Annotated in this window: 12 protein-coding genes and 2 pseudogenes; 5 read left to right on the top strand and 9 right to left on the bottom strand. The window is 35.9% G+C overall.

The genetic code is table 11. The features are described 5' to 3' along the window. Positions 1-439 precede the first annotated feature (439 nt). The 6 genes from MY490_RS14120 to MY490_RS14145 all read right to left on the bottom strand — a co-directional run bounded on the left by MY490_RS14120 (position 440) and on the right by MY490_RS14145 (position 4,935). Positions 440-1,075, bottom strand: a complete 636-nt coding sequence (locus tag MY490_RS14120) for a hypothetical protein (RefSeq protein WP_248266298.1) — start codon at positions 1,073-1,075, stop codon at positions 440-442. Positions 1,076-1,306: 231 nt separating this feature from the next. After that, positions 1,307-2,395 (bottom strand): DUF871 domain-containing protein, encoded by a 1,089-nt coding sequence (locus MY490_RS14125; protein WP_248266299.1) that lies wholly within the window; start codon positions 2,393-2,395, stop codon positions 1,307-1,309. Continuing rightward, positions 2,395-2,853, bottom strand: coding sequence for a DUF3284 domain-containing protein (locus MY490_RS14130; protein ID WP_248266300.1), 459 nt, complete (start codon positions 2,851-2,853; stop codon positions 2,395-2,397). Before MY490_RS14130 ends, MY490_RS14125 begins: the two co-directional genes overlap by 1 nt. Next, complete coding sequence (locus tag MY490_RS14135; protein ID WP_248266301.1) at positions 2,853-3,179, bottom strand: PTS sugar transporter subunit IIA; 327 nt, start codon at positions 3,177-3,179, stop codon at positions 2,853-2,855. The genes MY490_RS14130 and MY490_RS14135 overlap by 1 nt, the downstream gene beginning before the upstream one ends. Before the next feature lie 70 nt (positions 3,180-3,249). After that, positions 3,250-4,587 (bottom strand): PTS sugar transporter subunit IIC, encoded by a 1,338-nt coding sequence (locus tag MY490_RS14140; RefSeq protein ID WP_248266302.1) that lies wholly within the window; start codon positions 4,585-4,587, stop codon positions 3,250-3,252. Between the two features lie 45 nt (positions 4,588-4,632). Further along, complete coding sequence (locus MY490_RS14145; protein ID WP_248266303.1) at positions 4,633-4,935, bottom strand: PTS sugar transporter subunit IIB; 303 nt, start codon at positions 4,933-4,935, stop codon at positions 4,633-4,635. 1,603 nt (positions 4,936-6,538) lie between these two features. On the opposite strand from MY490_RS14145, the gene MY490_RS14150 reads away from it, so the two are divergent. Beyond that, positions 6,539-6,763 (top strand): hypothetical protein, encoded by a 225-nt coding sequence (locus MY490_RS14150; protein WP_248266304.1) that lies wholly within the window; start codon positions 6,539-6,541, stop codon positions 6,761-6,763. A 114-nt stretch (positions 6,764-6,877) separates the two neighbouring features. Then, positions 6,878-7,844: pseudogene (locus tag MY490_RS14155) on the top strand (IS3 family transposase). Between the two features lie 58 nt (positions 7,845-7,902). Here MY490_RS14155 and adhE read toward each other — a convergent pair. Continuing rightward, positions 7,903-10,503 carry a bifunctional acetaldehyde-CoA/alcohol dehydrogenase gene (gene adhE / locus MY490_RS14160; RefSeq protein ID WP_248266305.1) on the bottom strand — a complete coding sequence of 867 codons (2,601 nt, stop codon included), beginning with the start codon at positions 10,501-10,503 and terminating at the stop codon, positions 7,903-7,905. Between the two features lie 170 nt (positions 10,504-10,673). Between adhE and pflB the strand changes: the two genes are divergently transcribed. The 3 genes and pseudogenes from pflB to MY490_RS14175 all read left to right on the top strand — a co-directional run. Next, on the top strand, positions 10,674-12,899 hold the full coding sequence (gene pflB, locus MY490_RS14165) for a formate C-acetyltransferase (protein ID WP_248266306.1): 2,226 nt from the start codon (positions 10,674-10,676) through the stop codon (positions 12,897-12,899). Positions 12,900-12,913: 14 nt separating this feature from the next. Further along, positions 12,914-13,672, top strand: coding sequence for a pyruvate formate-lyase-activating protein (gene pflA / locus MY490_RS14170; RefSeq protein WP_248266307.1), 759 nt, complete (start codon positions 12,914-12,916; stop codon positions 13,670-13,672). A 404-nt stretch (positions 13,673-14,076) separates the two neighbouring features. Beyond that, a pseudogene (locus MY490_RS14175) lies at positions 14,077-14,262 on the top strand (aldo/keto reductase); the annotation flags it as partial. Positions 14,263-14,444: 182 nt separating this feature from the next. Here the strand turns inward: MY490_RS14175 and MY490_RS14180 are convergent. Next, a complete protein-coding gene (locus MY490_RS14180; protein ID WP_248266308.1) occupies positions 14,445-14,645 on the bottom strand; it encodes a hypothetical protein in 201 nt (66 codons plus the stop codon). A gap of 259 nt (positions 14,646-14,904) precedes the next feature. After that, positions 14,905-16,416 (bottom strand): M36 family metallopeptidase, encoded by a 1,512-nt coding sequence (locus MY490_RS14185; RefSeq protein ID WP_248266309.1) that lies wholly within the window; start codon positions 16,414-16,416, stop codon positions 14,905-14,907. Positions 16,417-16,981: the final 565 nt, after the last annotated feature.

A 16,981-nucleotide genomic window follows, 5' to 3' on the forward strand; every position in this document is an offset into this window, starting at 1 on the left:
CCTTCTGGCACGACACAAGCACCTTTTTCGTAACACGAAGAGGGCTTGCATCTACGGTCAATTTTTGTCCATAGATTCAAACCCTGGGTGGATGATGATGTTGTAGCCCATTATTCGTGCGTGCGAAAAACATGTTCATGTCTCCTTTTTCATTTTATTTTTATTCATCTTAATGAATTTAATATAAGTTGTCAATCCCTTTTGAAAAATAAAAAATTTGAAAGGGTTTACATTAAGATTTTTTAATTTATTGAATCTGTTTAGCTAAAATGCCTTTTTTATTCTTATAGCGATTAGTTTTGTTAAAGTAAATTGTTGCGAGTAGTCATAAAACACAATTATTATATTTATGAAAGTTATATTATGTTAAACAAATAAAAAAAGACAATGGTAATAATATATCCAATGCCTTTTTCATTTAGTTCATATTACATATTTACTAGCTTTTTAGGTCTTGTTCTCCAACTAATTTCATTAATTCTGATTCTGTATTTCGCGTAAGATAAGCAATGTGTAAACTGACGAAAAGAGCAGGGATAAACAAGATTAACCAATAGCAAACTGTTCTAATTAATCGTCCTTCATCAACTTCCCCAATTGGATAGTATGTCCACAAGTCAATTACATAAAAAGCAGATAATTTGATGAAAATAGCGAACGGGATTAGGGCGATGATGCGTTTTTTTTCATTCCAGTTTTGGAGAATCATAAATAGACCGAAACATAAAATTGATATTTGCAAAATCAAATCGGCGATAAAAATATCATTGTAACCATTTATAAATAAAAGCATGAATATATTTAACGAGCAGATTGTGATCAACGTTGTACTACTAAAAAAAACAGTCGCAATCAGAAGGCTGACCGATTTAATTTGAATAGAAATGTTATCATTTGTGATGAAAGGGAATTTTAACAATAAAAGAGTTAACCCACTTAATAGTATTCCGATTAAAATGTTTCGAAAGGTTAGATTTTTTTTCCGTAATTTTTGACCACCCCATAAATAGGGTGATGCAAAATAAAAGAAAGTGATAATGGTGCATAGATTAATAAAAATATGTTTAAGGAGCATTTTTGCCTCCGGTCGTTTACAATAGTAAGGTTTAATTCAATTAAAGCTACAACTGGATTTTTACATCTAGTTCATTCAAAAAGTAACAAGATTTTTTGTAAGAATTGGGATAGGCTATAGTATAATTCATGGTCTGAAAACTGTAAAAAGGGGGAAAACCTTTCTACTTACTAGCGAACATGTAGAATATTTTCCACCCATTATGAGTTACCTTTGAATTCGTGTCATTCCTTATTGGATAATTTCAAATACTCTCCAAGGTTCAATGTAATCTAAGAGTTTCAATTCATTTTCCGGTATCCTGCCAACTATATTTTTACGACCATCATTTGGCATGTCCTTTAAAATAATATGAAGTTCACCTTTATAACGACCATATTCATTATTGATAATTATGATGTCGCCACGTTTTAATTCATCGGTATGATGCGGCTCAATGCTTGCATCTTTATACGCAATACGTGACATTGTTGATCTTGCCATGTATTCACTCATGTCTCCACGAACAAAATGAGGGAAATTAAAAATAATTTCTTTTTCCACATCGCTCACTTTGTCAGTTAAATCGATCTTGAAAGATAACTTTGATGGATTGACCTTACTAAGTGCCTTTAGTTCTTCTTCGCTTGCATAGGCATTGGCTACGATCACATCATCTACTAAACCAGTTGCGAATAAGTGACGGGCAGCTACATCAATTGGAAGAAAACGATGCTCCTCTAACGTACAAAGTCCCTCATTCACTGGCCAAGGTCCAAACGTTGAGTTATTCTGACTAGAAACAAATGCAGCAACCCTTAAACCTAGGTCTTTTACATCCTTACTGCATTTTTCAAAATGTTTGAAGCTTAATCCTGAGTACATTTGTGGGTAAAAATTATGGCAGGTAATAAGATTTTCTTTATTTGCTTTATAACTTAAAATATTATCTAGATATTTCGTACCAATACTGGCATTCACTTCAATTTTTAGATTATATTGGTTAAACGTCATGAATGCTTCTTTTGCACCGTCAAAACCTTCATCCAATCGAATACCTGCTGCACCTAATTCAGCAAAAAGGCTCAAGTCCTCATAAGTGATCCCCAGTTTCGAAAAAATAGTGGGTGCAACATCCAAAATCACTTCCATGCCTAATGAATTCGCATGACCAATGATTTCTTTGAATTCGTCTTTGATTTCGTCTACATTTTTCCCTTCAACACTTAATAAACAAGTAAACACTCGTTTAAACCCATATTTTGCAGCCAATGATAAATACGCCAGATCTTTTTCCTTTGAAGAGTGTTCTGGATATATTGAGACACCTAATCTTGGCATCATATCACCTCTTTTTGACAGGATCGGTTTTCGTTGATAGCTTCTTCGAGATAAGCGAATTGCTTTCGCATATTCTTTTTGCTTTTTCGAGCGAAAAAAATGGAGGCTATGCTGTAATTCCAATTTTGCAGTGTTGATGAAGCTTGGTAACTCTCTTTATAGTGAATCTTGACCCCTTTTTCGGTATCGGTTAGGGTGTATTCCATTGTATTGATTCCTTTTGAATGCTCAATCGTTGCACGATATTCTTTCGATGGAATTAACTCATCGATATGAACTTTCACTGGTGTATCATAACCCATGCGGTTTTTAATGTTTTTTTGATAGGAAAATTCTTTCACTAATTGTTCTTTCGAAATTGTCTGACCTGTACTCTGTTTAATATCATGTAGAATAGAATGAAGCAATTGCTCGTATATCTCTTCTGCGCGAACTTGCAACAGTACGTTTAATTCCATTATTTCGCACACTCAAAAGCAGTTAGTTTCTTGTATAACATAATAAACTCTTCTGCCATTATTTTGATCGTCTCTGCGCTCATCATTTGATCTTCAGCGTGTACCAATAGTAAGTTAATTTCCGTTTTTTCACCACGTGCTTCTTGTTGGATTAATTTTGCGTGATATTGATGTCCTTTTGCATAAACATCAAGTCCTTCTTCTATTAAGAAAGCAGCTTTTTCGAAATCCCCATTTTTCGCTTCAGTCATCGCTTCTAAATACATGGACTTTGCAGAACCAACTGCTGAAATGATTTGAAAACAGATTAATTCGTTATGTTCCAATTTCCATTCCTCCTACTTGTTTTTTAAAATAGAGAAAAAGAAGTCTTTCTTCTTTTCTCTATTTTAGTTTTTATGAAACTTTTTCTGATTCGTGACGGTTCGCTAATTTAATGAATGGGTAATAAATGACAACCGCAATTGCTAAGTTGATAATCGCCACTAAAGCGGCTTTGATGTCTCCAGATGTCGACAAGAATGCACTTAGACCAACCGGTGTTACCCAAGGTACAACTACGTTTGTATACCCAATGAAACCTGTTACCGTCGCTACATAAGCTGTAAGGGTTAAGACAACTGGCACGATCATGAACGGAATGATTAATATTGGACTTAACACGACTGGTAATCCAAACATGATTGGTTCGTTTATTTGGAAAAGTGAGGCCGCTCCGCCAATTTTTGAAATTTCGCGATAATCTCGACGCTTAGAAGCAATAAAGATCGCGATAACAAGTGCTAATGTCGCACCGGCACCGCCAAGGTGAACGAATGAATCAAAGAAAACAGATGTGAAGACGTTGTGCCCACCGCTTGCATTGGCTGCAACTTGTGGCAGATAAATCGCGTTTGTAATGGCACCCATCATGTTGCCGCCATGTAAACCGAAGAACCAAAGAACTTGAATCATTAAAACATAGATAATAGCTGAGAATGGATTTTGTGATAAATGCATGAATGGATCAGTAATAAATTTTGTAATTAAGTCGAAGAGATTCGTTTCGACTAAGATTTTTGCTTCATTTAACATTGTGAATAATACTGGCACAAACGCGCCAACGATAATCGCTACTAAACCAGGTATGATCGCCGAGAATGCACGTCCAACTGCTGGTGGTACATTATCTGGTAATTTTATTGTAAGATTTTTCTTCATTAAAAAGACGAATATTTGAGTGATGACCAATGTGACAATGATCGCTGTTAATAACGCTCCGAAGTTAAAGTATTGCCAACCAAAGTTCCCCCATGTTCCTTGTGTCGTTTTTCCATCTGCTAAAGTAATCGTTACACCTTGAGGTGTTAATGCAAGAAAACCTGCTACAGCAACGACGGCAGCTGATAAAGGGTTCACATCGTATGATTTTGCTAAACTGTATGCGACTGTAAAGACCAAAACAAGTGATAGCACCGCAAAGGTTCCCCACCAAATATTCCCCATTAAAGGTTGGAGGTATTTTGTTGTAAATTGCAGATACCCACTTGTTTCTGGTTTTAAGTTAAACCAGTCTGCGATTAGTGAAGCTGGTGTAAAGAAAACGTTATTTAATAAGACGGCTAATGATCCGGCCATGACTAATGGCATTAACGCGACGAATCCATCGCGGATTGCGACTAAGTGACGCTGGCCACCAATTTTAGCTGCAATTGGTACAAAGTGTTCTTCCATCCATTTTATGAAACGATTCATATAGTGAATCCTCCCTGAATTGTTGTTCTTTTTATCGTGAAACCATTATCTTAATCGAGCAAGTGCATCGTCCAACACTTTTTTTCCATTCATGGTGCCATAAGACATCATATCAATCACAGATACGGGGATTTTGTGTTGAACCATTTCGTTGATTTTTCCTTCAAGGTATTTCACTTGTGGTCCAAGAAGAATAATATCTGCTTTCTCCCAAACGGATTTAACTTCTGCTTCTGCATTTGCCCAGATATTTACTTCGATACCTTCCTTAGTTGCATAATCTTTCATTTTGTTGACCAGTAAACTCGTTGACATACCTGCTGAACAAACTAACATAATGTTAATCATCTATTTGCCTCCTAAAATTGAAGATTTTCAAATACTTTTCATCCCTTTAACAACATTAGAATGATATCTTTAGAGCGATTAATTATCATTTTCTTTAAGAGTTCTTCTTTTAATTCCCCTCCTCTTTTTAAGCGAATTACTATACTTGAATAATAACACCCCAATCGGATTTTGGATTGTGAAAAAATGTACAAATTGTGTACAATGTTAAAAAAGACTATTCAGTCAAATACTTAAATAAAAAGCAGCCAGTCGCTGCTCTAAACTGTAGTAATAAAATTTCTATTTTCACCTTCGAATTTATAAGCATAATAAAGATGTTAAACACTGAAAATTGACCTTTCCTTTTTCAAGTAAACTGCCAGTATGTTAAAAAAAAAAAAGATCGCCAAAGCTGTCGATCGTACTTCAACTAAAGCATGGTTAATTGATCAACAAACTTAGGAGCTAATTGATAAAACAACACTTATAATTCATCTAGTTAAACATTTATCGTTTGTTCACACATTTCTATCACAGGTATAAATGTATTTTTGATGGATAAAATATATTTGTACCCATAATGGTACAGGCATGAATAGAAAAATTGTGAACGTTTTTCTTTCAACTGTGAAACACAGTAACAGACAAAAAGGGCACACGATGACGGTGTGTCTTTTTTGTTTGCAAAAATACTATAATATCTTGTCACTATTGTGGATAGAAACTTTTTATAAAGCTGTAGAAATAAGTATAAAACGGTCTAATATAACTTACTGTTTAACTTTTTATTTCTTTTTCAATTCTCTTAAGTTGTTATTAATCCTTTTTAGCATTTGGAAAATATAATACAATTAGTGAACCGTTGGGAAATTCGCTTTAGATTCCTTTTATCCACCTACAATATTCCCTAGTACTTATAAATAGCTCAGCGCCTCCATATATAAATCAAGATTAGTGCAGTAGCGAAAACAAATGGATAGGCGATAGATGTGAATGGAGAATTGTGAAAGCCCAAATAATATAGAGGCTAGCGCTACTCTAATTAAGTATTTGATAGGACTCGTATCAGTGTCTTTTTCTTTGTTAGGTTAAATAATCCATTTCGCTAAGGACATAATATAAATATCCTTCATAGAAGGTTTAGTATTTTATGGCGTGGAAATAAGTAATTACATACACATTCTTCATCAGGTTTATAAGCTAGTAATGGCACAGTTAAAATTAACAACAAAAATATGTGTAAAGGCCAAACAAAAAAGACAAGTTCAACAGGAGTAATTCCTCTGCTTTTCTTTTTGAACTACACTGTATAGATGATAGAAAAAACTTGTCATAAAATAATAAAAAAAGCAACTGAACAACACTACTCCTTGCAATTAGAATTCATTTAAGCGTTTGTATGATTGTTAGTAGTTTTTCAGTAAAGAACTACTTTGGTGATCAAAATGAAATGGATGAATAGAAGAACGAATTCGTTAAAAAAAGAATGGAAACGATAGGGGTGCATCCGGCCCTCTAATACGTTCATCCATCTCAACTCCCCTTCCTTATTTATTATCAATATTTTAATAAAATCAATATGACTGAACTAACGAAAAATATCCTAGAAGGAGTGTAAAAAATGATCAAGTGTGAATGGATTGAATTTATGTATGAAAATGATCCGCTGACTGAAAAGGAATTTGAAGAAATGATGGGTGAAACTTTTCAGGCTATGATGGTAGATGAAAATAATTTCCCTCAGTTTATATGGACAGCTAATCATGTCGTGATTGTCACTAAGAGAGTTAGACATGTGGAAGACGTTGAGTTCAAAAAAATCCCAAGAAATCCAGGTTGTGAATAAAAAAAGCAGATGGTGATTATAAAATGTACCCTATAGAGTAGACACTTTAAAAAAGTGACCTCTATAGGGTACTTTTGTTTATAATTAGAAAAAACGGGATCGGGGAAATATTAGATGAGCGATAAAATATTTACAGATAAAGAAATTAATCTACTTTCCAAAAACCAACACGTAAAGTCAGTTAGTTCGAAAGGGATCACTTACACCGATGAGTTCAAGCGTATTTTTATTTCGGAAAATAAGAAAGGAAAATTACCGAGACAAATATTTGAAGAGTGCGGATTTGATATAGAAGTGATTGGAATGAAAAGAGTTCGATCTGCTGGTAGTAGATGGCGTTCTGCGTATAGAGAGAATGGTGAACTTGGTCTTCGTGACACGAGATCCGATAGCTCAGGAAGACCTTTAAATAGAGAACTAACTTAGAGGAAAAGAAAGCTCGTTTAGAAGCAGAAATTAATCTACTTAAAGCTGAAAATGAACTACTAAAAAAGATTCGTTTCTTAGAAGGGAGGATGAAGTAGTCGTTATTTCTCCTAGCCAAAAATATACTCTAATACGTTCCATAATTGAAAAGTTTGAAATAAAACATATGGTAACTTACCTTTGTAAGATAGCTGGCGTATCAAGAAGTGGTCAGAAAGCATATTTATCAACAATTTTAGATAGTTCAACAAATGAAATAATGGCATACCATGTTTCAGACCGAATAACAATGGAGTTAGCTACAGATACTCTTCGGAAGTTAAAAAGGAATCGTAACTTTAAGAAAGTAGAAGGTTCACTCATTCATTCAGATCAAGGAACACATTATACACACCCAGACTTTCAAAAACTAGTAAAAAAATTAGGTTTAATTCAATCAATGTCTAGACGTGGAAACTGTTGGGATAACGCTGCACAAGAATCATTTTTTGGCCATTTTAAAGATGAAGCCTCTATTAAGTCATGTCAAAATTTAGAAGAGCTTAATAAAGAAATAAAACATTATATGAACTATTACAATCATTATAGATATCAGTGGAATTTAAAGAAGATGACCCCTGTTCAATACAGAAATCATCTCCTTAAAGTTGCATAGACTTTTTTTCAATGTCCTTTACAAAGGGTACATTTTATTATGCCATCTGCTTTTTCATTTAAAATCCTCTATATGCATTTAAATAGACTTCTTCAAGTTCCTTTACAAGCGGTAGGCGTGGGTTTGCAGTTGTACATTGGTCCTCAAAGGCTTTATCCGCTAAATACGAAACTTTCTCTAAGAACTCCTCTTCCTTCACGCCTTGAGCTCGAATACTCATTTCAATACCTAACTCTTTTCCTAATTTTACGATCGCCTTAATTAAGTTATCTACACCTTCTTCTGTCGTTGATGCTGGTAGCCCTAGCATGCGAGCAATTTCAGCATAGCGCTGGTCAGCGATGAAAAACTTATATTTAGGGAACGACACAAATTTGGTTGGTTTTTGAGAATTATAACGGATCACGTGTGGCATTAAAATGGTATTCGCACGTCCATGTGGAATATGGAACTCTGCTCCAATTTTGTGAGCCAAACTATGATTGATTCCGAGGAATGCATTGGCAAATGCCATACCCGCAATAGCTGAAGCATTATGCATTTTTTCACGAGCCTCGAGATCGCTACCATCATGGTATGCTCTTGGTAAGTAAGTGAATACCATTTTGATTGCTTGCATTGCAAGACCATCCGTATAATCGTTCGCTAATACACTTACATACGCTTCAATCGCATGAGTTAATACGTCCATACCTGTATCAGCCGTAATCGATTTTGGTACAGTTGCGACGAATTGCGGATCAATTATCGCAACGTCTGGTGTTAATTCATAATCAGCTAATGGGTATTTTACGTTTTTCGCTTTATCAGTAATAACCGTAAATGGTGTTACTTCTGAACCAGTTCCTGAAGTCGTTGGTATAGCAACGAATTTCGCTTTGCGACCCAGGTGAGGATACTTGTAAGCACGCTTACGAATATCTAAGAACTTCAATTTTGGTCCTTCTAAATCAGTTTCTGGATACTCATAGAATAGCCACATACCTTTTGCAGCGTCCATTGCGGAACCACCACCAAAGGCAATAATCGTATCTGGTTCAAATGAACGCATACGTTCTGCACCTTTATATACCGTTAAGTCTGATGGATCAGGCTCAACATCGGAGAAGATCTCAATCTGAATATTTTCCCCTTGTTTTTCTAAATGGTATTTGATGACGTCAACATAACCAAGTTTTACCATTGCTGCGTCAGTCACAATAAAGGCTTTCTTAATACCTTGCATCACTTCTAAGTATTGAGTTGAATACTTTTCAAAATAAATTTTAGGCGGTATTTTGAACCATTGCATATTCGTATTTCTTCTTCCTAATTTTTTGAAATTCAATAGGTGAGTTGAAGTCACGTTTGCGGAAACTGAGTTCTTACCATATGAGCCACAGCCTAAAGTAAGAGATGGAATAAAGGCATTGTAAATGTCTCCGATTCCACCGTGAGTAGAAGGAGAATTAAAAATAATACGATACGCTCTCATCCGTAGCCCGAATTCTTTTTGAATTTCTTCGTCACCTGTATGGATAACAGCAGAATGACCTAGGCCGCCGAAATGTAAAATCTCGTCACACGTTTTAATGCCTTCGTCTTTGCCTTTTACTTTAATAGCTGCAAGCACTGGACTTAATTTTTCACGTGTTAACGGTTCACCAACTCGTTCACATTCCACAATCAATATTTTTGTATCTTGCGGAACATCGACACCAGCTTTAGTTGCGATTTCATAAGGTGATTTACCAACAATATCGGCATTAACCGCACAGGTATTTTCGTTAATCACAAGACTTTCTAATTTCTTCTTCTCTTCTGGGCTTGCGAAATAACACTTATTATCAAGTAACTCTTGTTTTACTTCGTCGTAAATAGCTTCGTCGACTACAATGGATTGTTCTGAAGCACAAATCATCCCATTATCAAACGTTTTTGAAAGCATTAAATCATTACATGCTTGTTTAATATTTGCTGTTTTTTCAATATAACAAGGAACATTACCTGGACCAACACCTAGAGCCGGTTTTCCTGTACTGTATGCTGATTTTACCATTCCTGAACCACCAGTAGCTAAGACTAGTGAGACACCTTCATGGTTCATTAATTGTTTAGTCGCTTCAATCGAAGGTACTTTAATCCACTGAATACAATCTTCTGGTGCACCTGCTGATACAGCAGCTTCTAAAAGAATGCGAGCGGCTTCCAAACTACAGTTTTGTGCAGATGGATGGAACGCAAAAATAATTGGATTTCTTGTTTTAATAGAAATAATGGATTTAAACATTGTCGTTGAAGTTGGATTGGTTGTAGGTGTCACACCTGCTATTACCCCAACTGGTTCTGCGATTTCAATAATTCCTGATTGCTTATCTTCTCTAACTACACCCACGGTTTTGTTATCCTTGATGGAATTCCATATATATTCAGTTGCAAATATGTTTTTAATGATTTTATCTTCATATACACCTCGGCCAGTTTCTTCAACGGCCATTTTTGCCAGTCGCATATGGTGATCTAAACCTGCCAGCACCATTGCATGACAAATTTTATCAACTTGTTCTTGCGTGTAACTTTCAAACTGACTTAAAGCTTTTCGGCCTTTTTCAACCATTTCATTGATTGTTTGCGTTACACCAGATAAATCCTCTGTTACTTCCTTCTTGTTCACTGCCATATAGTACCCCCTAACAATCAAACTTAATTTAAACCCTTTTCAGCACGGGCACTTTTATTATGCGAAAATAAAAAGGTTTGATGATTGAGAAATATTGTTAATACATCTTTGCAGAAAAATGAGCAAGCTATCTAAGGTAGTTTGATTTCAATACATAAGAGGTGAACTTAATGGAGCAATGGAAAGGTTTTAAAGAAGGTTCATGGACAAGAAAAGTAAATGTACGCGAATTTATTAATTTAAATTACGCTGAATATAAAGGAAATGACGAATTTTTATCGCCTCCTACAGAAGCGACGAATACACTTTGGGCACAAGTGATGGAGCTAACAAAACAAGAAAGAGAAAAAGGTGGAATGTACGATATGGATACGAAAACGGTATCCACCATCACATCTCATGGAGCTGGTTATTTAAATAAGGAACTTGAAAAAGTAGTGGGTGTTCAGACAGATGAACCATTTAAACGTTCGATGCAACCATTTGGTGGGATACGAATGGCAAAAGCTGCATGTGAAGCATACGGTTACAAATTAGACCCTGAAACTGAGAGAATCTTTACGGACTACCGAAAAACACATAACCAAGGCGTGTTTGATGCGTACACAAAAGAGATGGTACTTGCTCGAAAAACAGGTATCATTACTGGACTACCAGATGCTTATGGTCGTGGACGCATTATCGGAGACTATCGACGTGTTGCGTTGTACGGTGTAGATTTCTTGATGGCAGAAAAGCTAAAAGAGTTTCACAATACTAGTACCGTTATGTCTGAAGATACGATTCGGTTACGTGAAGAAATGTCTGAACAATACCGAGCATTAAAAGAATTAAAAGAACTTGGTGGCATTTATGGTTTTGATTTATCACGTCCAGCGGCGAATACACAAGAAGCATTTCAATGGTTGTACTTAGCTTATCTTGCAGCGATTAAAGAGCAAAATGGAGCGGCTATGAGCATAGGACGAATCTCTACCTTCTTAGATATTTACATTGAGCGTGATTTACAGAATGGTGCGATTTCAGAGGAACAGGTTCAAGAAATCGTTGACCATTTTGTCATGAAACTCCGTATTGTAAAGTTTGCTAGAACACCTGATTATAACGAATTATTTAGCGGTGATCCAACATGGGTAACTGAATCAATTGGAGGTATGTCAAATGACGGAAGATCACTTGTGACTAAATCATCTTTCCGTTTCTTGCACACTCTGAACAATTTAGGTCCAGCTCCAGAACCAAACTTAACGGTTTTATGGTCACCACAAATGCCTGAGAGCTTTCGAAGATTTTGTGCAAAAACATCAATTGATACGAGCTCAATTCAGTATGAAAATGACGACATCATGCGCCCTGAATATGGCGATGATTATGGGATTGCTTGTTGCGTTTCCGCAATGGAAATCGGGAAACAAATGCAGTTCTTTGGTGCGCGTGCAAATCTTGCTAAAGCATTATTATATGCAATCAACGGATGCATTGATGAAAAACTAAAGATACAAGCTGGACCACAATTTAAACCAATTACCTCAGACATTTTAAACTACGATGAGGTTATACAAAAATTTGATAATGTAATGGAATGGCTTGCAGGTCTTTATATAAACACATTAAATGTTATTCATTACATGCATGATAAATATAGTTATGAGCGAATCGAAATGGCATTACATGATACCAAAATCTTACGCACAATGGCGACTGGTATCGCAGGACTAAGCGTAGTGGCTGATTCATTAAGCGCAATTAAATACGGTCAAGTAAAAGTAATCCGTGACGAGAATGGTCTAGCAGTTGATTTTGAAACAACTGGTGACTATCCGAAGTACGGTAACAACGATGATCGAGTAGACAGTATCGCAGTAAGTCTAGTGGAAACGTTCATGCAGAAGTTGCGTAAACATCCTACGTATCGCAATTCACTTCATACCTTATCCGTTCTAACGATTACATCAAATGTTGTATATGGGAAGAAAACAGGTAATACACCAGATACTCGTCGAGCAGGAGAACCATTCGCACCTGGGGCTAACCCAATGCATGGTCGAGATGTAAAAGGTACACTCGCTTCACTTGCATCGGTTGCGAAACTTCCATACGCTGACGCAATGGATGGAATCTCAAATACGTTCTCAATTGTTCCAAAAGCACTAGGGAAAGAAAAAGATGACCAAATCGGCAACCTCGTGTCCATTTTAGATGGATATGCAATCAAGTCTGGGCACCATTTAAATGTAAACGTATTAAATCGAGAAACATTAATGAAGGCGATGGAACATCCTGAAGAGTATCCTCAATTAACCATTCGTGTATCTGGTTATGCCGTAAACTTTATTAAGTTAACGAAAGAGCAACAGCTCGATGTTATTAACCGAACATTCCACGAATCATTATAAAAGGAGGGGGACTAGTGGAAGGAAACATTCACTCAATTGAAAGCTTGGGCACTGTCGATGGCCCAGGAATACGGTATGTTGTATTTACACAAGGTTGCCTTCTACGCTGTCAATTTTGCCATAACGCAGATACATGGGAAATTGGTACAGGGAAGAAAGTATCCGTTTCTGAAATCATGAAAGAATTGGAAAGCTATTTACCTTTTATTCAACCGTCTGGTGGTGGCATAACAGTAAGTGGAGGAGAGCCTCTGCTACAAATGCCGTTTTTGATTGAATTATTTAAAGAGTGTAAAAAGAAAGGGATTCATACGACAATCGACTCTTCGGGCGGTTCTTTTAATGCAGAGTCAGAAACGTATATGAATAATCTAGATGAACTATTAGGATATACAGATCTTATCTTATTGGACTTAAAGCACATTAATCGCAAAAAACATATTAAATTAACAGGGATGCCAAACGATCACATAATCGATTTTGCGCAGTTGTTATCTGAACGACAAAAACCTGTATGGATACGACATGTTTTGATTCCTACGGTAACAGATGATGATGAAGATTTAACAAAGCTAGGCGAATTTATTGGCACACTTATAAACGTGGATCGAGTTGAAATCCTTCCGTATCATAAGCTAGGCGTTTATAAATGGAAGGCACTTGGTCTTGAGTACCCCTTAGAAGGGATCGATACGCCAACTGATGAAGAAGTCGAATATGCTTTGAAAAAAATAACTGCACATTATAAAAAACGAAACGTGACTGTCATATAAAAAATTAAACGTAACTAAGATGAGTTTTATGAACATTTTAGTTACGTTTATGAACTATTAAATTTTACTTATGATTCAATAATGTTTCAATTGCATTAACTAATTTTGCATCATCTTTTTTATCTTTCCTTCTATTTCACTAGATGTGAAACTCCTTAACTTTTTGGCTTGATTATACAATGTAACACTGTATAACCATCCCTTTATATCAGTGTTTTTATTTTGGGCAACTTTAATATCTTTAATATCACTAATAAGTTTTTAATTTCCTTCTGATCTGTTATTACTTTTTTCACCCCATTCTGACCGTTAGTAACTTCAATTTAATTAATTTCATTTAAATTTCTTTGATACACTTAAACTCTTTTTATCCGTATTACAACCGGATAGTAATGAAAATACACTCAGCCCTTCAATTTTCAATATCAAATCCAGCAGTTGCAACAGTAATTCCAGGTGCATGTATACCAGAGCGAATTTCTGAAGTCCAAGCTACATTAAATGAAGTAATTCCAGCTGTATCTGGCATGAAATGAGAGAACAAAAACTAGTTTTCAGAAAATACACCTCTACAAATAAACATTAAATAATCATTATATAATAGGAGCGATATAAAATGGCGAACACAATCTTAACGATGGAAATTCCTGCAACCCCTGAAAAAGTATGTCAATTAATTGGCGAAAAACCTCTTCATCATTGAATGCTTCAAGACGTTTGAAAAAATATAACTGATCAGGAGATAAGCTCTCCAAATCAGTTATATTTTTTGTTAGATTACAACCCAACCTATCCCTGGAATAAATTGCCACCTTCTCCCATAGGGATTATAATAACCTCCATGTAAATAACCACTTTGGCTATATATTGGATATCCTTGAACATATCCACTGCTCTGCCATGTGCCTATACCTGACCCACCACATCCGCAGCTTGGACCTGGAGAACGATAAAAGTTATCGAATACACTCATCAAATTCACCACCTAAAGATTCGAAATCATAATACTTTATGGTGTTTTAGTTAAGCTTGAGCAGGTCCATTTTATATTATCCATTATTCTAGCTTAAAAATTACTATATACATTCATATCTACAATAGAAGAATTATATTCCATTCACAGTGGTGAACCGTTCGTTAGATTAAAGATACTTTTATGTAACTAGCTTTATACACCAATATTAAAAATAAAAAACTCTTCCCTATTTTGTGTAGGAAGAGCTTTGAAATTTTTAATTGGTTGAAATTCCACGAGCTGCCCAGATTGAATCAATTTGAGCTCCGTGCGACCCACCGTAGAGCAGTACATCAGCTTGTTTAATAGCTCTAGCTCCATCTCTGAATGTTGCATTTGGAGTCAAAGAGAAGTGAGATTGCAAGATAATCTTGGTTGCAATATCCCGTCCAAACGCTTGCGCCATGTCATACTCCCCTTGAGACCAGATTTCACCATCCGCATGCACTTCCCCTGCCCAATCACGAGGATACACTTTATTATTGTCTAGTCGACGTAGGCAAGGAGGATTGCTTGAAGAATAAGAAGTAGCATCCCATTCACCGATGCATCCTTTACCATATCCATTTGTTGACAGAGAATCTTCATAAGTAGCACCTAGGAAATCCCCGAATCCTTCTCCCATTGCACCTGCCTCAGCAGAATTGCCAAAGCCAGGCACTTGGTTATCTTGGATCGAGTGTCCATATTCATGTGCAACAATTCCTGCATCCTCAGCATCATCCACTCCGCCAGATCCAAACGTCAACTCTTTCGTGGATGGAGAGTAGAAAGAGTTATCCTGAGTATAGGTATTTACATTGGCTTTAATCGAACGATTATTAATATTCTGAAAACCGATTGACTGGATATAACGTTGTAACGTGTCAATATGATAATATGTGTTCACATCCTCGAAGCTATCATTTGATCGGGTATAATTGAAGGTATTCGATGATGAGAAGGTTTTTGCTTTCGAGTATATGTTTACATAGCTACCTTTTAAGTAGCCAGATCCATCAAGTCCTAATAGACTGACTGCTTTTAATTGATTGTTCAGAGCAGTGGAGTCTGCATCTCTTTTATCAGTGAGACCTGTAATAGAGCCTTGAGATGCCACTGGATTGGGCATGAATACTTGTCCTGTTCCAGTCGCACGCTGGTTTAGGTTTCTTTTCTTTAATAGTTTTCCATTTTCAGCATGAATGTACGTTTCCCAAGCACCAAACGGCTCGTTTGTATGTACAACAACGCGATAGATCGGAATAGCTACACCATCTTGAACTATATAACCAAATTCTTTAGAATTTTTTGCCCAATTGCCCTTGTCTTTTTCACCGATGTTTTTAAGCGCTTTTGATTCTGCATCCTCTTTAGACATTTTATTTTTTATTTTTTCAACTGATTTGTACGGTGCATAATCGGAAACAACAAGCAGAATTTTTCCTGATTGATTCAAAGTAACCGTAAGTTGATTAGAAAATACTGGTGCTCCCTCTATTGTTTGCTGATAGCGGACATAGGAACCGTTTTCTGAATTAATTACGGTTTCAACAGTCAAATCGGAGAGGTCTTCTTTTAGGTTATACTTGGAAGCGTGTTCCTTTAGATACTGATTCGCAACTGTTCTGGCATCGGACGTTTCGATTACTGCTGCTTGTGAGTGATCGCCCCTTTCTGCCATGACGGTTGGAACCGTCATCGTTAATAAAATAGATGTGGCTACGATAATATTCCTGCGTTTCTTCATTGTTTTTCCTCCCATTCTTTTAAAAATTTTTAATGTTCAGAATTATTTTATAATTTATACCTCAAATTGACAATATTTACTTTTTATTAAATTACGTCAAGTTTCGCAGACTGAAATTGGCAAATACACCTTGATATAAACTTGGAAGTCCTGAATCTATTCCCGTATTTGAACATGAGAGCTGGATGATAGCCAAAATGGGGGGTGAAATGAGGATTGTGCCCCACGAGCACGTAAGGTTACCGGCATAGAGATATTTTCGCTCCTTAAGATGTTGAACATTTTTTTGAAACATCTTCCTATGAACCTAGGTAAAAAGCAAAAAAAAGAATGGAAACAGAATAAATTCATTCTTCTGTAATTTCCATCCTTTTTTGCATCACAAATATCTTCTTTTACTTAACAAAATTTTATTTGTTGTTCAACTAACGCACTCGTTAGCTTAATAATAATTACTTATTCTTCAGCTTTTTTGTTATACGAGACTCGACAAAAACAAACCCAATTGAGACTCCGAAAGTTGTGGAAAATGCAGTCAAAATGTTTAAATCGTGTTTTAGAAAAT

The organism is Gottfriedia acidiceleris, assembly GCF_023115465.1.
Lineage (GTDB): Bacteria > Bacillota > Bacilli > Bacillales > Bacillaceae_G > Gottfriedia > Gottfriedia acidiceleris_B.